General features: G+C 40.8%; 20 protein-coding genes. 18 read left to right on the forward strand and 2 right to left on the reverse strand.

Annotated features, from left to right (window positions below):
* The first annotated feature begins 16 nt into the window (after positions 1–16).
* The 9 genes from def (at position 17) to spoVM (ending at position 8024) form a co-directional block, all read left to right on the forward strand.
* A complete protein-coding gene (gene def, locus AC1DSK_RS03050) occupies positions 17–508 on the forward strand; it encodes a peptide deformylase (protein WP_477546556.1) in 492 nt (163 codons plus the stop codon).
* Positions 505–1446: a methionyl-tRNA formyltransferase gene (gene fmt / locus AC1DSK_RS03055; RefSeq protein WP_477546555.1), complete on the forward strand. Its 942-nt coding sequence runs from the start codon at positions 505–507 to the stop codon at positions 1444–1446. Before def ends, fmt begins: the two co-directional genes overlap by 4 nt.
* The gene (rsmB, locus tag AC1DSK_RS03060) at positions 1443–2816 is read left to right on the forward strand and encodes a 16S rRNA (cytosine(967)-C(5))-methyltransferase RsmB (protein ID WP_477546554.1); all 1374 of its coding nucleotides are present in this window, start codon (positions 1443–1445) and stop codon (positions 2814–2816) included. Before fmt ends, rsmB begins: the two co-directional genes overlap by 4 nt.
* A 157-nt stretch (positions 2817–2973) precedes the next feature.
* Entirely contained in the window at positions 2974–3723 is a 750-nt protein-coding gene (locus AC1DSK_RS03065; RefSeq protein WP_477546553.1) for a Stp1/IreP family PP2C-type Ser/Thr phosphatase, read from the forward strand.
* 1 nt (position 3724) lies between these two features.
* Positions 3725–5677 carry a Stk1 family PASTA domain-containing Ser/Thr kinase gene (gene pknB / locus AC1DSK_RS03070; RefSeq protein ID WP_477546552.1) on the forward strand — a complete coding sequence of 651 codons (1953 nt, stop codon included), beginning with the start codon at positions 3725–3727 and terminating at the stop codon, positions 5675–5677.
* A gap of 11 nt (positions 5678–5688) precedes the next feature.
* On the forward strand, positions 5689–6570 hold the full coding sequence (gene rsgA / locus AC1DSK_RS03075) for a ribosome small subunit-dependent GTPase A (RefSeq protein WP_477546551.1): 882 nt from the start codon (positions 5689–5691) through the stop codon (positions 6568–6570).
* Position 6571: 1 nt separating this feature from the next.
* Entirely contained in the window at positions 6572–7240 is a 669-nt protein-coding gene (gene rpe / locus AC1DSK_RS03080) for a ribulose-phosphate 3-epimerase (protein WP_477546550.1), read from the forward strand.
* A complete protein-coding gene (locus tag AC1DSK_RS03085) occupies positions 7237–7893 on the forward strand; it encodes a thiamine diphosphokinase (RefSeq protein ID WP_477546549.1) in 657 nt (218 codons plus the stop codon). The genes rpe and AC1DSK_RS03085 overlap by 4 nt, the downstream gene beginning before the upstream one ends.
* Positions 7894–7907: 14 nt before the next feature.
* A complete protein-coding gene (gene spoVM, locus AC1DSK_RS03090) occupies positions 7908–8024 on the forward strand; it encodes a stage V sporulation protein SpoVM (RefSeq protein WP_016427727.1) in 117 nt (38 codons plus the stop codon).
* A 36-nt stretch (positions 8025–8060) separates the two neighbouring features.
* On the opposite strand, the gene rpmB is transcribed toward spoVM, so the two are convergent.
* On the reverse strand, positions 8061–8249 hold the full coding sequence (rpmB, locus tag AC1DSK_RS03095; RefSeq protein ID WP_016427726.1) for a 50S ribosomal protein L28: 189 nt from the start codon (positions 8247–8249) through the stop codon (positions 8061–8063).
* 229 nt (positions 8250–8478) lie between these two features.
* Here rpmB and AC1DSK_RS03100 point away from each other — a divergent pair, with 229 nt between their 5' ends.
* The 5 genes from AC1DSK_RS03100 to recG all read left to right on the forward strand — a co-directional run bounded on the left by AC1DSK_RS03100 (position 8479) and on the right by recG (position 14544).
* A complete protein-coding gene (locus AC1DSK_RS03100; RefSeq protein WP_477546548.1) occupies positions 8479–8841 on the forward strand; it encodes an Asp23/Gls24 family envelope stress response protein in 363 nt (120 codons plus the stop codon).
* Positions 8842–8857: 16 nt separating this feature from the next.
* On the forward strand, positions 8858–10525 hold the full coding sequence (locus AC1DSK_RS03105; RefSeq protein ID WP_477546547.1) for a DAK2 domain-containing protein: 1668 nt from the start codon (positions 8858–8860) through the stop codon (positions 10523–10525).
* Between the two features lie 405 nt (positions 10526–10930).
* Complete coding sequence (sdaAB, locus tag AC1DSK_RS03110) at positions 10931–11593, forward strand: L-serine ammonia-lyase, iron-sulfur-dependent subunit beta (protein ID WP_016427723.1); 663 nt, start codon at positions 10931–10933, stop codon at positions 11591–11593.
* Positions 11594–11606: 13 nt separating this feature from the next.
* Entirely contained in the window at positions 11607–12503 is an 897-nt protein-coding gene (sdaAA, locus tag AC1DSK_RS03115; RefSeq protein WP_016427722.1) for an L-serine ammonia-lyase, iron-sulfur-dependent, subunit alpha, read from the forward strand.
* Positions 12496–14544 (forward strand): ATP-dependent DNA helicase RecG, encoded by a 2049-nt coding sequence (gene recG, locus AC1DSK_RS03120; protein ID WP_477546546.1) that lies wholly within the window; start codon positions 12496–12498, stop codon positions 14542–14544. The genes sdaAA and recG overlap by 8 nt, the downstream gene beginning before the upstream one ends.
* Positions 14545–15789: 1245 nt before the next feature.
* On the opposite strand, the gene pdxR is transcribed toward recG, so the two are convergent.
* Positions 15790–17229, reverse strand: a complete 1440-nt coding sequence (gene pdxR / locus AC1DSK_RS03125; RefSeq protein ID WP_477598050.1) for a MocR-like pyridoxine biosynthesis transcription factor PdxR — start codon at positions 17227–17229, stop codon at positions 15790–15792.
* A gap of 318 nt (positions 17230–17547) precedes the next feature.
* On the opposite strand from pdxR, the gene fapR reads away from it, so the two are divergent.
* Genes fapR through fabG form a run of 4 tightly spaced genes read left to right on the forward strand, consistent with a single transcriptional unit; the run spans position 17548 to position 20808 of the window.
* A complete protein-coding gene (gene fapR / locus AC1DSK_RS03130) occupies positions 17548–18132 on the forward strand; it encodes a transcription factor FapR (protein ID WP_016427718.1) in 585 nt (194 codons plus the stop codon).
* Positions 18129–19121, forward strand: coding sequence for a phosphate acyltransferase PlsX (plsX, locus tag AC1DSK_RS03135; protein ID WP_477546544.1), 993 nt, complete (start codon positions 18129–18131; stop codon positions 19119–19121). Before fapR ends, plsX begins: the two co-directional genes overlap by 4 nt.
* Positions 19118–20062 carry an ACP S-malonyltransferase gene (gene fabD / locus AC1DSK_RS03140; RefSeq protein ID WP_477546543.1) on the forward strand — a complete coding sequence of 315 codons (945 nt, stop codon included), beginning with the start codon at positions 19118–19120 and terminating at the stop codon, positions 20060–20062. The genes plsX and fabD overlap by 4 nt, the downstream gene beginning before the upstream one ends.
* The gene (gene fabG / locus AC1DSK_RS03145; RefSeq protein WP_477546542.1) at positions 20062–20808 is read left to right on the forward strand and encodes a 3-oxoacyl-[acyl-carrier-protein] reductase; all 747 of its coding nucleotides are present in this window, start codon (positions 20062–20064) and stop codon (positions 20806–20808) included. The genes fabD and fabG overlap by 1 nt, the downstream gene beginning before the upstream one ends.
* Positions 20809–20854 lie beyond the last annotated feature (46 nt).

Here is a 20854-nt window from a genome sequence, read left to right on the forward strand (position 1 = left end):
AAATGAGGAATAATCTTTGACGATTCGAAAAATCGTATTACATCCAAATGAAATATTAACAACTCCAACAAAAGAAGTGACAGAGTTCGATCAGAATCTTGCAACATTACTTGATGATATGTATGAGACCATGCTTGAGTCAGATGGCATAGGAATAGCAGCCCCACAAGTGGGAGAGTTGCTTCGCGTTGCAATTGTAGACTTAGGAGAAGGGGAAGACATCATTGAAATGATCAATCCTTTAGTAGTTGATACGGAAGGGGAAGCCATAGAAGTGGAAGGTTGCCTCAGTTTCCCAGAACTTTATGGCGAAGTTGAACGTCCATATTTCGTACAGATAAAAGCACAGGAAAGAGACGGCACGTGGTATGAACTCGAGGCTGAAGATTATGAAGCAAGAGCCATTCTACATGAAATCGATCATTTGGACGGCGTATTGTTTGATTCGAAAATAATTCGCGTCGTCGATCCATCTGAGCTTGAAGCTGATGAGGAGGAATTGATTTGACCTCTTTAGTATTTATGGGGACTCCAGAGTTCTCAGTACCGATTCTAACCATGCTACATGAAGAAGGCTATTCCATTTTAGCTGTTGTAACTCAGCCAGACCGTCCTGTAGGTCGTAAAAAAGTATTGACACCAACTCCTGTTAAAAAAGAAGCGTTACGTCTTGGACTACCTGTCATTCAGCCTGAAAAACTAAAAGGTTCACCACAACTAGATGAAATTCTTTCTTTACAACCGGATATTGTGGTAACGGCTGCGTTTGGTCAGTTACTTCCTAAAGAAATTCTGGAAGCACCTAAATATGGATGTCTGAATGTACATGCTTCTTTGCTTCCTGCATATCGCGGGGGTGCTCCGATACATCAAGCTGTGATTGATGGTCAGACAGAAACAGGTGTAACCATCATGTATATGGCGCAAAAATTGGACGCTGGTGATATTATTTCACAAAAATCGATACCGATTGAACAATCCGATACAACAGGAAATCTTTTTGAAAAATTGAGTGTCGTTGGACGTGACTTATTAAAAGAAACTTTACCGACCATTATTAATGGCTCAAATGCAAGATTGGTTCAGGATGAAAGCCTTGTGACATTTGCCCGAAATATTTCAAGAGAACAAGAACGAATTGATTGGAATCAGTCGGCACTGGACATTTATAATTTGGTACGTGGTCTCAATCCTTGGCCAGTTGCCTATACCACGTTGAAACAGGAAAACGTGAAAATATGGTGGGGTCAACCGAGTCAACAAACTTACTCGGAACCTGTAGGTACAGTCGTTGAATTGAAAGTTGATCGAGTGATTGTGCAAACAGGCGATAAACTAGCTTTTGAAATTACCGAATTACAACCAGCAGGAAAGAAAAAAATGTCTGCAGAAGAATTTCTACGAGGCACTGGTTCTAAATTACAGATTGGGGATCAGTTTGAATGAGCTCAAAAAGTTATAGAATGTGGAACGGAAATGTACGCGATGCCGCTTTATCAATCTTGATGGCAATTGAAAAAAATCAAGCGTACAGTAATTTGTTACTTCATCAGACCATAGAAAAATATGATATTGAACCAAAAGACCGTGGATTATTAACGGAAATTACTTATGGTACTCTGCAACACAAGATGACGCTTGATTACTATCTACAACCGTTCATCAAAGGAAAGCTGGACGATTGGGTTCGCCAGTTATTAAGACTTTCACTTTATCAAATTCATTATTTGGACCGAATTCCGAATCATGCTGCTGTCAATGAAGCTGTTGAAATTGCCAAGAAACGCAGTCACAAAGGGACAGCTGGATTGGTTAATGGCATTTTAAGAGGCATTCTACGACAAGGAGTTCGCTCGACTGAGGATATTACGGATCCAATTGAACGACTATCAATTGAAGCAAGTCATCCATTATGGCTCATTGAACGATGGGTGAAACAATTTGGTTTCGAACAAGCTGAGACAATGGCTTTTGAAAACAATATTCCTCCTGCACATACCGTTCGCGTAAACACCACACGCATTTCTGTGGATGAGGCAATTGATATGTTGCTTGACGAAGGAATTGTGGCACACCAAAGCGAAGTGATTCCTGAATGCTTGCACATTGAAAAAGGGCAAGTTGCCAAAACGAAAGCTTATCAATATGGTGCTGTTTCAATTCAAGATGAAAGTTCCATGATCCCTACTTATGCACTTCAGATTGAACCAGGGCAAAGAGTTTTGGATATGTGTGCGGCTCCTGGTGGGAAATCAATGCATATCGCTGAAAAGTTGAACGGTCAAGGATCTCTGGTATCTGTGGATTTGCATCCACATAAAGTAAAACTTATAGCCGATCAAGCTACGAGACTAGGTTTTGAAAACGTTGAAACCCGTACATGGGACAGCCGTGAACTGACAAATGAATATGAAGAACAATCGTTTGACCGAATACTTGTCGATGCTCCGTGCAGTGGCTTAGGTGTCATCCGTCGAAAACCAGATATTAAGTATACAAAGAAGCAGGAAGATTTTGCTTCATTGCATAATATCCAGATTCGATTACTTGATGAAGCTTACAAGTTAATCAAACCCAACGGACTGATCGTCTACAGTACATGTACGATTGATGAGGTTGAAAATAATGGAACTGTTCAAGCCTTTCTTGCTAACCACACAGACATGATGCTGGATGAACTGAATGTATTACCAGAAGCCTATCATCACCTGACAAGCAATGGTATGATTCATATTTTCCCTCAGGATTTCAATAGCGATGGTTTCTTTGTTGCCGCTTTTCGGAAAAAAGAGTTATCTACAAAAGAAGTGAAATAAAGAAGTAAAGTGATGCATAACAACATATTTTTATAGTATGAATCGTATGCACCAACGGACTTTCAGTTACAAACCGTCGTGAACACGGCTCTGATATTGATGCGGCTTGCAGACTACTTCTTGCGAGAAGCGTCAACAAGAAACGGAGTGACCATTGATGAAATACACGGTATTAAGTGATATTGGTAAAAAAAGATCGGTGAATGAAGATCGCGCGGCAGTTTTCGTGCGATCGGATTTTGTCCGTTTAGGCGTCATTGCTGATGGCATGGGCGGACACAATGCTGGTGATATCGCAAGTGAGATGGCTATCACAAAAATCGGAGAAAGTTTTGAAAGCGCTGCCTTGAATCAATTTTCTACTGAGGAATCCATCAAAGAGTGGTTTTTACAGGCCGTAAAGAAAATCAATAGTAGCATTTTTGATTATTCCTTAAGACACGAGGATTGCCAAGGGATGGGTACTACTTTCCTGGCAGTTATATTAACAGATGCCGAAAAAATTCTTTGTCATATCGGAGATAGTCGGGCCTATGAATGGCATGAGGGGAAAATGAAGCAATTAACAAAAGACCATTCTTTTGTTAATGTCTTAGTGGAAAGTGGAGAAATCAGCGAAGAAGAAGCAGAAAGTCATCCGAGGAAAAATTTGATTACGAAATCATTAGGAACGCAAAAAAGCATCGAGCCGGACTTTATTTCAATTCAGATTCCTACATATTCTTACTTATTATTATGTTCTGATGGATTAAGTAACAAATTATCAATGGATGACATGACGAATATTTTAAAGACCAATCTTTCAGTTGGTGAAAAAGGATCCCGTTTAGTGAATCTTGCCAATGAAAAAGGTGGAGAAGATAACATCTCTCTCGTTTTAATTACAAATACGGAAGAGGAGGTGTAGTATGCTCTTAGGCAAAAGAATCAGCGGTCGATATAAAGTTCTCGAAATGATCGGTGGAGGGGGCATGTCCAATGTTTACCTCGCACACGACATGATTCTCGATCGGGATGTCGCAATAAAAGTCTTACGATACGACTTCTCTAATGAAGATGATTTACATCGTAGATTCCAGCGTGAAGCACTTTCAGCTACCAGTTTGACTCATCCGAACATCGTCAATATTTTCGATGTAGGTGAAGATGGGGACATTCACTATTTGGTCATGGAATTTGTTGAAGGCAAGACCTTGAAGCAATATATTACTGATGCAGCACCTTTGTCACCGAATGAAGCTGTAACTATCATGAAGCAATTAACGTCTGCGATTGCACATGCTCATCAAAATCAAATCATTCATCGTGATATCAAGCCTCAAAATATTTTGATGGATGGTACCCATCATGTTAAAATCACGGACTTTGGAATTGCGATGGCTTTGAGTGCAACTTCATTTACCCAGACCAATTCCGTGTTGGGCACTGTCCATTATTTATCACCTGAACAAGCTCGTGGTGGTACAGCAACAAAAAAATCGGACATTTATGCGCTTGGTATTGTGTTGTATGAATTACTTATCGGCAAGCTTCCTTTTTCAGGAGAGTCAGCAGTATCCATTGCGTTGAAACATTTACAAACCGATACACCATCGGTTCGGGCAGCAGTACCAAGTATTCCACAAAGCCTTGAAAATGTTGTCATGAAAGCGACGGCGAAAGATCCACGTAACCGTTATCAGAATGTAGAAGAAATGCAGCGAGATTTGCAAAATGTTTTATCGGAAGAGCGCGCAAATGAGAAAGCTTTTGAGATTCCTTTAGATGATGATGGGGCTACAAAAGCAATGCCGATCATCAAAGATGCTAGTTACGATTCATTAGCAAAGACAAAACATCTTAAAAAAGAACCGGTGGTAGTATCGCCCGTTGTGGAAGAAAAAAAGAAGAAGAAAAAATGGCCATGGATAGTGGGCATTCTTGCATTTTTATTGCTTGCAGGTTTAGTGATTGTAGTGGCATTTCCAGGGATATTTGGTCCCAAAAAAATCGAAGTTCCGGACGTAGCGAATTTGCCATTAAGTGAAGCAATCGATAAGGTGGAAGAAGTTGGATTCATTGCAGGAAATGAAAAGCAGGAATCGTCGGAAGAAGTTGAGGAAGGCCAAGTTATTCGGACAATCCCACAAGCAGGAAAAATCCGGGAAGAAGCAACTGAAATTGAATTCATTATTTCAAGTGGGAAAGAGTCAGTGACGCTTGCAGACTATGTCGGACGTGAATACAACGTAGTGAAAGAATTACTGGCTTCGCAAAAATTCAAGTCCATCAAAGAAGACAAAGTATTCTCGGATGAGCCTGAGGGGCGCATTATCTCTCAAAGCCCATCTGAATTCTCCAAAGTCATTCCGGATGAGACCGAACTTGTTTTCACTGTGAGTAAAGGACCGGAGTTGCAAAGTGTGATTGATTTGAGAAGACAATACAACGAGAAAACATTGAATGACTATGCTCGATCATCCGGGTTTGATATTCGTATCATAAAAGAAGAGTATTCTGAAGATATACCGGAAGGATTTGTAATTTCACAAAATCCAGTTGCAGGCACAAAACTTGAACTAGGCAGTTCGATTGAAATCGTTTTATCAAAAGGCCCTGCCGCCAAACAAATTAAAACGTTTGTGACAACATTAGAAATTCCATATGAACCAGATGATCCGGGCACTGAGCAGGTCGTACGAATTTATCTGCAAGATCAAACACACTCACTGACAGAACCAGTAGAGGAATATGTACTCACAGAAAACAAAAAGCAACAAATTCAATTGAAAATTGAAGAAGGACAAAAAGGAGCATATCGAATAATGGTCGACTCGAAAGTCATCGTAGATGAAATAATCGAGTATGACAGCTTCGAATAGGGAGGTATACAATGCCAACAGGACAAATACGAAAAGCACTTAGTGGATTTTACTATGTTCAGGACGGAGAACAATTTATACAATGCCGTGGACGCGGTGTATTCAGAAATCGTGGTGTCAACCCGCTAGTTGGGGACTTTGTCGATTATGAAGTGGAAAGCGGTTCAGACGGCACGATAACAGTGGTGCATGAACGTAAAAATGCACTCGTACGCCCACCTATTGCCAATATTGACCAAGCCTTACTGGTGTTTTCCCTGACTGAACCCGATTTCAATCCATTATTGCTGGATCGCTTTCTTGTTGTCGTGGAGTCATTTAATGTAGAGCCAATTATTTGTCTGACAAAAACAGATTTACTTTCTGAAGAAGAGATGAGTAAAATCCAGCCTTATTTGGATGATTATCGTGCGATTGGATATGAAATAATTGAAACCTATAAGGATGATGATGATCTGGTGTCCAATATCGCTCCGATCCTGAAAGGAAAAATCAGCGTTTTGGCAGGTCAGTCCGGTGTAGGAAAATCTACACTGTTAAATACAGTGCTGCCATCGTTGAATTTAAAGACAGGGATTATTTCGGAAGCCCTTGGACGGGGGAAACATACGACTCGCCATGTAGAACTTTTAGAAGTATGTGAGGGGTTACTAGCGGATACTCCGGGATTCAGTTCCTTTGATTTCGATGAGATTGAAAAAGAGCAGTTATCCGATTGTTTTCCTGAATTCCGCAAGGCGTCAGAACAATGTAAATTCAGAGGGTGCCTACACATAAGTGAACCGAAATGTGCAGTTCTTGCTGCACTGGAAACCGGAGAAATTAAAGATTATCGATATAAACATTACATGAAGTTTTTAGATGAAATAAACGATCGAAAGCCGAGGTATTAACATGATTAAAATTGCTCCATCTATCCTTGCTGCTAATTTTTCGAAATTGGCTGAAGAAGTAATAGAAGTCGAAAAAGCCGGTGCGGAATTAATCCATATCGATGTAATGGACGGACATTTCGTGCCTAACATAACGATGGGTCCAATTGTGGTGGAAGCTTTAAGACCTGTAACGAATCTACCTTTAGACGTTCATTTAATGATTGAAAATCCGGATTTGTATATTGAGTCATTTGCAAAAGCTGGTGCTGATTACATTACGGTTCATGTTGAAGCGTGTACTCACCTTCACCGTACCATTCAATTAATCCGTTCGTTTGGAGTGAAACCAGGTGTGGTATTAAATCCACATACGCCGGTTGAAAGCATCCAACATATTCTTGAAGACATCGATATGGTGTTGTTCATGACGGTCAATCCAGGTTTCGGTGGACAGAAGTTCATTCATTCGGTCGTTCCGAAAGTTCAACAACTTTCTGACATAATTAAAGAAAAAGGATTAAATATTGAAATTGAAATTGATGGTGGTATTAATGCTGAGACCATTATTCCTTGTGCAGAGGCAGGTGCGACGATTTTTGTAGCTGGTTCAGCAATTTACAGTAAAACGGATCGTTCTGCTGCATTACAGGAAATTAAAGAAGCAGGCGAACGAGCAATCCGCGGATGAAGACAGCCGTAATTTGCGCAGGTGGACCAGCTGATGAATTAGCTGATTTTGCAACCTTAAAAAATAACGATGAAATTATTTTTATCGGTGCAGACAAAGGTGCTATTTATTTAATCGAAAGTGGAATTCTTCCGGACGTGGCTATAGGTGATTTTGATTCATTGTCACCGGAAGAATTTTCGAAATTGAAAAACCAAGTGGCGTCAGTGAAAGTTGCACCTGCAGAAAAGAATGAAACGGATACCGATTTAGCAATCGATGAATCATTGACTTTCGAACCGGATCATATTGTACTGACAGGTGTGACGGGTGGTCGATTAGATCACTTTATGGCTGTACTTAACAGCGTTTATCGTTTTCAAACGGACAATCCCTCCATTCAATTTACAATACGCAACAAATGGAATGAAATGAAGCTGTTGACTCCTGGTATAACCAAGTTAACGAAGGATCGACAGTTTCCATATGTATCTTTTTTTGCCTTTCAAGGAAGCGTGGAACACGTGACGTTAGCAGGTATGAAATATAATGTCGGTGATGAGACGATTGAAATGGGCATTTCCCGGTTTACAAGTAATGAAGTATTGGACGAACAAGGGTCTATCTCCTTTACATCTGGCATATGTTTATTAATACGTAGCTCAGATCAATAAGAAGGAGTGAAAGCATGCGTGTTTATACGTTTAGATTACCGAAATTTGTAAGTGGGTTTGTAAGAATGTGTTTAGGTTGGATGAATACCGAGGATAAACCGAAGAAGAGGAACGAAAAAATGCCAGACTGACTTATGTCAGTCTGGCATTACTTATGGGCGCGAAGATTAAACGCGCTCAACTTTTCCTGATTTCAATGCTCTCGCAGAAACCCATACACGTTTTGGTTTACCGTCTACAAGAATACGAACTTTTTGTAGGTTAGCTCCCCAAGTACGTTTTGTTGAGTTCATTGCGTGAGAACGAGCGTTACCAGCACGAGCTTTGCGCCCTGAAATTACACATACTTTTGGCATACTATTTTCCTCCTCAAAAAAGAAGCTGAAAGATTTTTTTCAGTTCGATATTTCACATACTTTAATAATTTAACATATAGTAAATTTCTTTGCAACAAGTTTTCACCCCTCTTTCAAGAAAAAAGCCTTTACAGACAAATGCAGGAGATGTTAACGTTTTCTTTTATTAAAGGACTTTGTGTAGTACAATAATGGGTAGTCAAAAAGGACTTATAAGGAGGCATACTCTATGTCAATTGAGTTGAAAAACGAATTCGGTCAGATTGATATTTCAAATGACGTCGTTGCCCAAATTGCAGGTGGAGCAGCTATTGAGTGTTATGGAATTGTAGGAATGGCTACCAAACACCAAATTCGAGATGGTTTAACGGATATTTTACGTAAAGAAAATTTTGCTAAAGGTGTACTTGTGCGCCAAAATGGCAATGATCTTCACATAGATATGTACATCATCATCAGCTACGGCACTAAAGTGTCAGAAGTAGCTTATCAAGTTCAATCGAAAGTTAAATACACATTAAATAAGACATTAGGACTAGCAGTGAAATCAGTAAATATTTACGTTCAAGGAGTTCGTGTTACGAACCCATAAGAGGAGGAAGTAGGATATGAAGTCTTTAGACGGAATTCAATTTGCAGAAATGGTGAAAATGGGTGCCCATCATCTATTTCAGAATGCAGATTATGTGGATGCGCTAAACGTCTTTCCTGTTCCCGATGGTGACACGGGAACGAACATGAACTTATCCATGTCTTCTGGAGCAAAAGAAACAGAAGCACATGCAGTTGCTCATATCGGAAAAACAGCACAAGCACTATCAAAAGGATTGTTAATGGGGGCTCGTGGGAACTCGGGCGTTATTTTATCCCAACTTTTCCGTGGATTCGGAAAAGATGTTGAAACTAAATCATCTTTGACGGCAAAAGAGTTTGCCCACGCATTCCAACATGGTGTGGATATGGCTTATAAAGCAGTCATGAAACCAGTGGAAGGAACTATTCTGACTGTAGCAAAAGATTCTGCTAAAAAAGCGGTTGAAGTTGCAGAACATGAAGACGATGTCATTGTTGTGATGGACGAGTTGCTTAAAGAAGCAAAAGCGTCTTTGGCACGTACGCCTGATTTACTTCCGGTATTAAAGGAAGTTGGTGTAGTTGATTCTGGTGGACAAGGTCTTGTGTTCGTTTATGAAGGTTTCATTGCTTCGATGAAAGGCGAGAAATTACCTGAGAAGACCTCTGCTTATTCAATGGATGATCTTGTAAGTGCGGAACATCATAAAAATGTTCAGGGCTTCATGGATACATCGGACATTGAATTTGGATACTGTACGGAGTTCATGGTGAAATTCATGCCAGAAAAAGTAGCAGAACATCCTTTCAATGAAAATGACTTCCGCGAAGGTTTGAGTCAATTCGGTGATTCATTGCTGGTTATTTCGGATGACGAGATTGCAAAGGTACATATCCACTCGGAACAACCTGGTAATTGTTTAAGCTATGGTCAGAAATACGGCGATCTTATCAAAATCAAGATTGAAAACATGCGTCAGCAGCATGCTGAAATTGTTGGAGATGATTACAAAAAAGATCAACCGACTGCCGCTCCTGCAAAAAAACATCCGTATGCAGTGGTTACCGTTGCGATGGGTGAAGGAATTTCCGAACTTCTGAAAAGTGTAGGTGCAAGTGCAGTCATTGAAGGCGGTCAAACAATGAACCCTTCTACGGAAGATATCGTCAAAGCTATTGAAGCTGTTGGCGCTGAAAGGGTTCTTATTTTGCCGAACAACAAAAATATAATCATGGCAGCTGAGCAAGCTGCAGAAGTGATGGGTATTGAAGCAGCAGTAGTACCAACAAAATCTGTTCCTCAAGGAATGGCGGCATTGTTAGCATTCAATCCGGAAGCTTCTGTTGAAGACAACAAAGCAACAATGACTGAAGCTTTTGCACACGTCAAAACAGGCCAAGTAACGTTTGCGGTTCGTGATACTTCCATCGATGGTGTTGAAATCCAGAAGGATGACTTCATGGCGATTTCAGAAGGGAAGATTATTCTTGCCACACCTTCACTCGAAGAAGTTTCGCAAACACTTCTCAACGATATGGTTGATGAAGATGCAGAAATCATTACCATCATTTACGGCGAAGACGTTACGGAAGTCGATGCCAACGAGTTGGCTGCATTTGTAGAAGAGAAATTCTCTCATGCAGATGTGGAAGTTTATAATGGGAAACAACCGTTATATCCATACATCATCTCAGTAGAATAATACACAAAAGCAGTGAATCAATTCGGTTCACTGCTTTTTTTACAAGGCTCTGTTAAACTAGACTATTGATTTCGGTTACCGGCGGACGCTTTGCGCGAGTAACCGCAGGATCCAAAAGAGCGAAGACTCCTGAGGGATAGCGAGACAATCGAGACCCCGCAAAAGCGAACATAGGAACGAAGACTAAGTACGCCACTTGGTGTGGCAACGCCTTCGTGACCAACATCCTGTTGGCCTGAAGAGTCTTGACGCTCGCCCTAGAAAAGCGTAGCTGTTTTGCGGAATATCAACAGCAATATTTAACATGGCATTACACAAAAATGTAAGCGGATTCTATTACTTTTGTTTAATATGCACTTATATTGTAAACTGTTAGTAGAAATTCGAAACAAAGGGGTTAGTAAAATGAAGTTTAAATCAGTCTTTGATATTATTGGTCCAGTCATGATTGGCCCTTCATCTTCACATACAGCAGGTGCAGCAAGAATTGGTCTGGTGACCCGCGAATTATTTGGCAGACAGCCGAAGTGGGCAAAAATTTATTTATATGGCTCTTTTGCCGAAACATACAAAGGGCACGGGACAGACATTGCCATTGTTGGTGGATTACTTGGTTTTGACACGTTTGATGAACGCATCAAAACTTCGTTTGAGCTGGCAAAAGATATTGGCATGACATTTGAATTCATCCCAGAAAGCGGTCATACTGAGCATCCTAATACAGCACGTATTGTCATTGGTGACGATTCAGGCGAAATGGAACTAATCGGCATTTCCATTGGTGGCGGAAAAATCGAAATCAGTGAATTAAATGGTTTCCCGCTTCGCTTATCAGGAAACCATTCTGCAATTTTAGTTGTACATGATGATAAACCGGGGAGTATTGCAAAAGTAGCAAGCTGTCTGGCGGAACAAAATATCAATATTGGACATATGGAAGTGTCTAGAAAAGAGCAAGGTCAGAGGGCGTTAATGGTTATTGAAGTGGATGAGCCAATCGAAGATCATGTGTTATTGCAAATCTCACAATTGCCTTATATCACACAAGTAACGAAAATCGCAGATTAAAGGAGTTATACAAATGAATGTTCTATTTCGTAATGTAAAAGAATTGGTCGCTTTGGCTAACAGTGAAAATAAATTGATTTCTGAGTTGATGATTGAGCAGGAAATGTTGGTTACACGAAGAAGTCGTGAAGACATCATGAATCAAATGGACCGCAACTTGACGGTCATGGAAGAAGCAGTTGAAAAAGGATTGAAAGGCGTTCAATCCACTTCAGGGTTAACTGGAGGAGACGCAGTGCTACTTCAAAATTACATGAAAAAAGGCAAAACGCTTTCTGGCACATTATTAATTGATGCAGTTAGTAAAGCTGTAGCAACTAACGAAGTAAATGCGGCTATGGGAACGATTTGTGCAACACCGACTGCAGGTTCAGCGGGCGTAGTGCCAGGTACTTTATTCGCTGTGCAAAACCAATTGAATCCTACACGTGAAGAAATGATACGTTACTTGTTCACTTCAGGAGCTTTTGGATTCGTGGTAGCTAACAATGCATCCATCTCAGGAGCTGCTGGAGGATGTCAGGCGGAAGTAGGATCAGCGGCGGCGATGGCAGCGGCAGCGATTGTTGAAATGTCCGGCGGTACTCCACAGCAATGTTCGGAAGCTTTTGCTATAACGATGAAGAATATGCTAGGACTAGTCTGTGATCCTGTTGCGGGATTAGTAGAAGTTCCATGTGTTAAACGCAATGCGATGGGAGCTGCAAACGCATTGGTTGCTGCAGATATGGCTCTAGCAGGCGTGACTAGCCGTATTCCTTGTGATGAAGTTATTGATGCCATGTTTAAAATTGGTCAAACAATGCCAACTGCATTAAAAGAAACTGCGCAGGGCGGTTTAGCTGCGACACCTACAGGAAGAGCACTAGCAGAAAGAATCTTTGGTGCTGAATTTGTAAAAGGTGTCTGATAGAGCACTTCAGGCAGTCAGTAGTTTAAAAGGCATTGGTGGCGAAACAGAAAAAACACTGAATGACATGGGCATTGTTACTTTACTGGATTTAGTCATGACATTTCCGTATCGTCATGAAGATTTTCGTTTAAAAAACATCGCAGAAACACCACATAATGAACGGATAACAGTGGAGGGAAGGGTCGAAAGTGAACCTTCCGTTCTTTTTTTAGGGAAAAACAAATCTCGTATGCAAATTAGACTTCTCGTAGGACCACATTTAATTAAAGTGGTCTTTTTTAATCAGGCATACTTGAAGAATAAAATAACCAGCGGTCAAATCATAACGGTAACGGGTAAATGGGATCGAGGTCGTCAGGCGATCAGCGTATCCAATTTTTCGCCAGGACCCAAAACGGACAATGTGGATTTTGAGCCCATGTATAGCCTGAAAGGATCTCTTCATCAAAAAACTTTCCGTAAATTTATGCATCTGGCTTTGCAGGGAGTGGCAAATGATTTAGAAGAATGTCTGCCACATAGCTTAAGAGAAACTTATAAACTTTTACCAGTGCATGAAGCGCTGGAAGGGATACACTTCCCGAAATCTGCCGAACATGTGAAACAGGCACGCAGACGATTTGTTTATGAAGAATTATTGCAGTTCCAATTGAAAATGCAAGCGATAAAAAAAGCGCGTAAAGAACAAAATAAAGGGCTCTCCATTGCCTATGATGTCCAGAAATTAAAAGACTTAATTTCTGCACTTCCTTACGAACTGACGAATGCTCAAAAGCGGGTAGTCAATGAAATATGTAAAGATTTAAAAGAGCCACATCGTATGAACCGCTTGCTTCAAGGTGATGTTGGTTCGGGTAAAACGGTTGTTGCTGCGATTGGTTTATATGCAGTGATTACCGCAGGCTACCAAGGCGCCATGATGGCTCCAACGGAAATTTTGGCAGAGCAACATGCCGCGTCACTCCATGATTGGTTGTCTCCGCTGGGGATACGTATGGCACTATTAACCGGTTCCACCAAAACAAAAGCAAGAAGAATTTTACTGGAGCAACTTCAAAATGGGGAGATTGACTTGCTCATAGGAACACACGCACTTATTCAGCCAGACGTGGAATTTAAGAAACTTGGTCTCGTCATTACCGATGAACAACATAGATTTGGTGTGGAACAGCGTAGGGTGTTGCGGGACAAAGGAATGAACCCGGATGTATTATTCATGACGGCAACACCGATTCCCCGCACGCTGGCGATTACAGCTTTTGGTGAAATGGATGTATCCATTATTGATGAAATGCCAGCCGGGCGAAAAGAGATTGAAACGCATTGGGTTAAAAAGGAGCTTTTTGATCAAATCATTAAACGAATGGTTGTAGAACTTCAAGCTGGTAGACAAGCCTATGTCATTTGCCCACTCATTGAAGAATCGGATAAACTGGATGTGCAGAATGCAGTGGAAGTGTACGAACAATTGTCTTCCATTTTCCATCAGAAATATAAGGTAGGTCTGATGCATGGCCGTTTGCATTCGAGTGAAAAAGATGAAGTCATGCGGGCATTCAGTGATGGGGAAGTTCAAGTTCTCGTATCCACTACGGTAGTAGAAGTAGGGGTGAATGTACCAAATGCGACGTTTATGGTTATTTATGATGCAGAACGTTTTGGTTTGGCTCAACTTCATCAGCTTCGCGGTCGTGTAGGGCGTGGCTCTGAACAGTCCTATTGTATTTTATTGGCTGATCCGAAATCCGAGGAAGGTAAAGAACGAATGACGTCGATGACAGAAACCAATGATGGATTCAAACTTGCTGAAAAAGATCTGGAACTTCGTGGAGCAGGTGATTTTTTCGGTCGGAAACAAAGCGGGATGCCTGAGTTCAAAATCGCAGACCTCGTCCATGACTACCGTGCACTAGAAACTGCTAGACAAGACGCTGAAAGATTTATTTCCTCAGATGAATTTTGGACAAGTGATGAGACAAAGTGTTTGCGGAACTACTTGGAACAATCTGGTGCCATGGATGGAGAACGGATTGATTAATTAATTAGCCTCTGTTAAATGGTATGGTTGTTTATCGTATATTTGCGCTTGCCGCACGTACCACATGAGCCAACAAGTATGAAAACCACATACTTGCGGCTTGCTATGCGTAAATGCTCTCTTCGTTTTTAATATCAACAACATTAATTAATGATAAACTTGTGTCTCCTGCGGTTACTCGTCGCAAAGAACATGGTCAAACTATCTTTGACCATGCAGCTTGTTGACAAGAAAATAATAATTAATATAAAAGTATCAAAATTGAGTTCTTATTTTTTGCACTCTATCGAAATAGATTGTGGTCGGCTATTTCTTTCGCTTTCCGCGGACGAAACGCTAGCCTCCTCGGCTCAACTGTCTATGACAGCTGAACCTGTGGGGTCTAACTTGTTTCGTTTTTCCGCAGGAGTCTTCAGAAAAAGCCAACCACCTTCCAACTTATATATTTTGCAGAGACAGCTTACAGAAGCAATTTCTTTTGATTGGAGTGGAGGCGGCGACTTCAGCGGGAATAGCACGAGCTGAAGACCCCGCAGGAACGTAGTGACGAGGAGACTGAAGCCTTGCCCGCGAAATGCGTCCGCCGCAATGGAAATCAACATTTTCTTGCATASGCTCTTTTTCAWTAGTATACAGTTATATTCACTCATYTTTTTCTCTGTCTACAGTCTGCATGGTCAAACTACCTTTGACCATTTTCTTTCTTGCGGCTTGCTATGCGCCAAAGCCATTAATTATTAGCGTGGTGACTTGAGGCGACCAATATTGTACGTAAAAAATCGCACAGGAGCATTTTCCTGTGCGATTTCTCCATGTTGAATAGTCAAACCATTCAAATGGTATTTATTTTAAAACCAAAAAATCAACGCTACAATAATTATTAGTGGAAGTAAGGCGCTATACATCAACCCAAGTTTAGTCATACTTTTTTCACTACTATAAACAGCGTCTCTTTCTTTTGTAACTAACAGTGTACTTACCAGAGCGATTACCAAAATGATGGAAACGATAATTAATAAAATGAGAATGTTCATATTTCCTCCTTGAATGTCATCTTTATCGTAAACGTTGTTTAGAATATATCCTTACATTCAAACATTGAAATGATTACACATGATATAAAAAATGTATTTCTACTTTTCCTACTGCCCTATCGCATATAATTATAAAGGATTTACTAAATTTATGACCATCCATTTCGGTATTAATTATACCATCCACTTTTGCGCTGTTTTCAAAAATAAATTACTCTTGAACCACTTGCAAGGCTTCTGCAAATCGTTTTATTCCTTCATGTATATTTCCTTCATTTTCTCTAGCAAATGTAAAACGGACATATCCCTTTTCTGAACCCATTGTTGTTCCAGGAACAAATATAATCCCTCTTTTTATGGATTCTTCCAGCAGTTTCATTTCATTAAATTCTATATTCAGCTTGCACCAGATATGAATGCCTCCTTCGGGAGCATGAAAATCGACTTGTTTCCCAAGAAAAAATTCAAGGCTTTTGGCTATTTGATTTCTTCGCTTTTTCAACTGCATGTTTAACATTTTTATATGTGCAGGAAAGTCTTCTGATTCCAGGAAATCATTTGCAATCCATTGAGTGAAACTCGAATGTCCAAAATCAATCTGCTGCTTCGCATCTGTCAATCGTTCAATCACCGCTTTTGGACCTATGATCCAGCCAATCCTCAATCCGGAAGCCACGATTTTTGATAATGAACTTATATACAGGACATTCCCTTGGGTGTCCATCGACTTTAAGGTGGTGACTTCATCACCCCTAAAGGAAGATAAACTGTATGGATCATCTTCCACAATAGGAATTCCGTACTTAGATGAAATGTCCAAAACAGCTTTTCTTCTACTCTGGGATAGAAATGTTCCCGTTGGGTTTTGGAAAGCAGGATTCAAGAAAATCATTCTGATTTTATGCTTTTTATATAGGGATACTAAGTCATCCGGATTAATTCCTTCCGTGTCCATGGGCAAATAATAGGTCCTGATGCCTGCAGATTTGAATATAGGGAGACTGTAAGAATACGATGGATTCTCTATAGCTACTGCATCACCCGGCTTTAACAGGCATTGGATGACTAAATGCAAAGCCTGTTGTGCACCAGAGGTAATAAGGATTGAGGACGGATCTGTTCCCTCCATTTTCCTTTGATGAATCACATGTTTTGCAATTGTATTTCTTAATATCACATTCCCTTGAGGGTGATCATAGCCCAAACTTCCGAAAAATGATCTGTTTGATGCAATGCTTCTCAGTGTGGCCTGTGGGAAGAGGTCTTCCGACAATTCTCCACTGGCTAAATTGATCAATTTATGATCAGCCACTTCTTTTCGGATTTTTTGGGTTACGGCCAAATTAGGCAATATAGAGCCAGCCTCAATATATCGATTCCAACTCGGAATCCGTTTCTTCGTAATCCCCCATATGTCTTTATTTATTGTTGTACCGCTTCCTCTTTTTCTTTGGATAAGCCCATTGGATTCCAATTCGTCGTATGCAGACACAACTGTACTGCGGTTAATGTTATATTCCTTAGCCAAGAACCTTTCCGACGGAAGTGGTTCATCATGCGGAAAAGTTCCATCCGCAATTCCTGCTTCGATATATTCCGCAAGCTGTTTATAAATCGCTTTTTTGGCATTTCTATCCGGCATCCAGTTCATTTTTCACATTCCCCTTTAGTACGTTTATCAATGCAGTTGATCGTGTGTTTTATTGGTTTAGTTACGATTTCTTTTGCTTGTCTCTATTATGGCACCAATGCCACCAAGAGAAAAATTAAACGCTATGCATCAATTAGTCTGTATGAAATATTCTTTAACTTCTTCTTTTCTTAGAAGGCCCGAAAAATTGCTCGCCTTTGAAAATGCACTCTTTTGATGCTCCATTTGAAGTATGAACTTTCATACAATCCTTGCATTCTTTTTGTTGTATTAATATACTGATATTAGTACCAAGTGCTAATATCGGATGGTGACCATATGAAACGCTCAAAAAAAGAACGTCAACAACTGTTAATAGATACGATAAAAAATAATCCCTTCATCACGGATGAAGAGCTGGCAGGCCAGTTTAGCGTAAGTGTCCAGACAATACGATTGGATCGATTGGAATTATCAATTCCCGAGTTACGCGAGCGCATAAAACATGTCGCTTCGAAATCTTTTGAAGATGAGGTACGTTCATTGCCGTTAAATGAAGTAATCGGTGAAATGGTAGACATTGAGTTGGATGTCCGAGCAATTTCATTGTTTGACGTTAAAACGGAACATGTATTCAAACGAAATCGAATCGCACGTGGGCATCATTTATTCGCTCAGGCCAATTCGTTGGCGGTGGCTGTCATTAATGATGAGTTAGCGTTGACTGTGAAATCGAATTTGTCTTTTGTTAAACCAGTCAAACTTGGAGATCGCGTTATTGCAAAAGCAGCAGTGACAAAAAAAGATCAAGATAAAAATCGCACATTTGTCGAAGTCACTTCAACTGTCGAAAATGAAATTGTTTTTGAAGGACATTTTGAAATGTATCGAACAAATGAGCATGGTAAAGGTGATGTATCATGAGAATCGCAGTAGACGCAATGGGTGGAGACCACGCACCTAAAGAAATCGTGGAAGGTGTTTTAAAAGCACTGGAGCAATTCGAAGATATCCATATTCTTTTATACGGTCATGAAGAAAAGGTGAAACCGTTTCTTTCAACTCATGAACGGTTAACTCTTATACATACAGAAGAAAAAATAGAAGCAGACGATGAACCTGTAAGAGCGATTCGTCGGAAAAAAGATGCTTCGATGGTTCGCATGGCGGAAGCCGTGAAAACCGGGGAAGCCGATGCGTGTGTATCTGCTGGGAACACGGGAGCATTAATGGCTGCTGGACTTTTCATCGTAGGTCGAATTGAAGGAATTGAGCGCCCTGCGCTTGCTCCAACATTGCCGACAATCGATGGACAAGGATTTGTTATGCTCGACTTGGGAGCAAATTCTGATGCGAAGCCTGAGCATTTGGTTCAGTTCGGTATTATGGGGAGTATTTATGCGGCAAAAGTACGTGGGATCGAATCACCACGAGTTGGATTGCTGAACATTGGGACGGAAGAAACAAAAGGAAATGAATTAACGAAGGCTGCTTTTAGTCAATTACAACAAGCACCGATTAACTTCGTTGGGAACGTGGAATCACGAGATTTACTGATGAATGTCGCTGACGTTGTTGTGACGGATGGTTTTACAGGCAACATGGTATTGAAGTCAATAGAAGGAACTGCAGCTAGCTTTTTCAGTATGTTAAAAGGAGTATTTGGCGCTTCTACGAAATCAAAAATATCCGCTTATCTAGTCAAAGATGATTTACGTGGTCTAAAAAACAAAATGGATTATACCGAATACGGAGGCGCTGCATTATTTGGTCTGAAAGCACCTGTCATCAAAGCACATGGGTCTTCCAATGCCAATGCCGTAATGAACGCAATCCGCCAGGCACGTACAATGGTTGGATTTGATGTGTGTGGCACAATCCATTCAACTATTGAAGGAGGTAAAACTAAATGACAAAAATTGCATTTATTTTTCCAGGACAAGGATCTCAAGCGATTGGCATGGGGAATGAATTGGTTCAGACCAATACAGGTAACAAGGCGTTTTATGATAAAGCCGATGAGCAATTGGGGTTCGCCCTTTCAACGCTGATGTTGGAAGGACCGGCCGAAGAATTGACGTACACTTATAATGCACAGCCCGCACTTTTGACAACAAGCACAATGGTATCTGAACTTCTGCAAGCTGCTGGTTTAAAACCAGATTATACAATAGGTCATAGTCTTGGAGAATATTCAGCACTTGTCGCATCAGGCGTCATGTCTTTTGAAGACGGTGTGAAAATTGTCCATCAACGTGGGTTATTTATGAATGAAGCGGTACCTGCTGGACTAGGGGCTATGGCTGCTATTCTCGGTATGGAAGCTGATGCTCTAAAAATGGTAACGGATCAAGTGACAGCTGAGGGTGAAGTTGTCCAACTCGCAAACTTGAATTGTCCTGGCCAAATCGTCATATCAGGAACAAAAGCCGGCGTTGAAAAAGCCTGCCTGCAAGCAAAAGAAGCTGGAGCTAAACGAGCGATTCCACTGGTTGTCAGCGGACCGTTCCACTCTGAGCTTATGAGACCTGCAGCATCGAAACTGGAGAATGCATTAAATGAACTGGACATGCATAATACAGATGTTCCTGTCATTTCAAATGTTACTGCCGGACCTGTAACATCGGCTGAGGAAATGAAACAGCTACTGGTTGAACAACTTTATTCACCTGTACGTTTCGAAGAATCAATCCGTGCATTATTGGAATTAGGCGTAAACACATTCATTGAATGTGGACCTGGTAAAGTTCTGAGTGGATTAGTGAAAAAAATTGATCGATCGGCAGTCGTTTATGCAGCTTTTGATAACGAAACTGTTGAGCAAGTAATTGAGGCAGCAAAGGAGTGGGCGTAATGGGGAAATTAATGGGAAAAACGGCAATCGTCACTGGAGCTTCACGAGGAATTGGTGCTGAAATCGCAAAGTATTTAGCTAAAGAAGGCGCACGCATTGCTGTGAACTACAGCGGCAGCCAAGCAAAAGCTGAAGAAGTTGTGAAAGACATACTTGCAAATGGTGGAGAAGCTTTCGCTATTCAGGCAAGTGTCAGCGATGCAGAAAGTGTATCTGCAATGATTGCTGAAACAATGAGCCGTTATGGCAGTATCGATATTTTAGTCAACAATGCTGGGATTACACGCGACAATCTCTTAATGCGAATGAAAGAAAATGAGTGGGACGACGTGATCAACACAAATCTAAAAGGTGTATTTTTGTGTACGAAAGCCGTTACTCGTCAAATGATGAAGCAACGTGCTGGCAGAATCGTCAATATTGCATCGATTGTAGGAGTTTCGGGTAATGCGGGTCAAGCTAACTATGTAGCGGCTAAAGCGGGTGTTATTGGATTGACGAAAACAACTGCGAAAGAATTGGCTAGTCGTAACATTAATGTCAACGCTATTGCACCAGGATTCATCACTACTGATATGACAGACGAACTGTCCGAAGAAATGAAATCGCAAATGCTGACTCAAATTCCGTTGGCGAAGCTAGGCAATCCTGAAGATGTAGCAAAAGCGGTTGTATTTTTGGCTTCCGATGATTCGAACTACATTACAGGCCAAACGCTTCATGTCGATGGCGGTATGATAATGTAATTATCCTCTATGAAGTAAGCGTGGTTTTTTGTATAATCATTGAGGG

It is taken from the genome of Paenisporosarcina sp. P4_B8 (genome assembly GCF_056402175.1).

What these genes read in the sequence shown, in the direction of transcription:
- sdaAA (WP_016427722.1), top strand. Translation starts at nt 11,607, where the DNA reads ATGAATGTTCTATTTCGTAATGTAAAAGAATTGGTCGCTTTGGCTAAC.
- AC1DSK_RS03105 (WP_477546547.1), top strand. Translation starts at nt 8,858, where the DNA reads ATGAAGTCTTTAGACGGAATTCAATTTGCAGAAATGGTGAAAATGGGT.
- sdaAB (WP_016427723.1), top strand. Translation starts at nt 10,931, where the DNA reads ATGAAGTTTAAATCAGTCTTTGATATTATTGGTCCAGTCATGATTGGC.
- fapR (WP_016427718.1), top strand. Translation starts at nt 17,548, where the DNA reads ATGAAACGCTCAAAAAAAGAACGTCAACAACTGTTAATAGATACGATA.
- AC1DSK_RS03065 (WP_477546553.1), top strand. Translation starts at nt 2,974, where the DNA reads ATGAAATACACGGTATTAAGTGATATTGGTAAAAAAAGATCGGTGAAT.
- fabG (WP_477546542.1), top strand. Translation starts at nt 20,062, where the DNA reads ATGGGGAAATTAATGGGAAAAACGGCAATCGTCACTGGAGCTTCACGA.
- rpe (WP_477546550.1), top strand. Translation starts at nt 6,572, where the DNA reads ATGATTAAAATTGCTCCATCTATCCTTGCTGCTAATTTTTCGAAATTG.
- AC1DSK_RS03100 (WP_477546548.1), top strand. Translation starts at nt 8,479, where the DNA reads ATGTCAATTGAGTTGAAAAACGAATTCGGTCAGATTGATATTTCAAAT.
- pdxR (WP_477598050.1), bottom strand. Translation starts at nt 17,229, where the DNA reads ATGAACTGGATGCCGGATAGAAATGCCAAAAAAGCGATTTATAAACAG.
- spoVM (WP_016427727.1), top strand. Translation starts at nt 7,908, where the DNA reads ATGCGTGTTTATACGTTTAGATTACCGAAATTTGTAAGTGGGTTTGTA.
- pknB (WP_477546552.1), top strand. Translation starts at nt 3,725, where the DNA reads ATGCTCTTAGGCAAAAGAATCAGCGGTCGATATAAAGTTCTCGAAATG.
- AC1DSK_RS03085 (WP_477546549.1), top strand. Translation starts at nt 7,237, where the DNA reads ATGAAGACAGCCGTAATTTGCGCAGGTGGACCAGCTGATGAATTAGCT.
- fabD (WP_477546543.1), top strand. Translation starts at nt 19,118, where the DNA reads ATGACAAAAATTGCATTTATTTTTCCAGGACAAGGATCTCAAGCGATT.
- rpmB (WP_016427726.1), bottom strand. Translation starts at nt 8,249, where the DNA reads ATGCCAAAAGTATGTGTAATTTCAGGGCGCAAAGCTCGTGCTGGTAAC.
- plsX (WP_477546544.1), top strand. Translation starts at nt 18,129, where the DNA reads ATGAGAATCGCAGTAGACGCAATGGGTGGAGACCACGCACCTAAAGAA.
- rsgA (WP_477546551.1), top strand. Translation starts at nt 5,689, where the DNA reads ATGCCAACAGGACAAATACGAAAAGCACTTAGTGGATTTTACTATGTT.
- rsmB (WP_477546554.1), top strand. Translation starts at nt 1,443, where the DNA reads ATGAGCTCAAAAAGTTATAGAATGTGGAACGGAAATGTACGCGATGCC.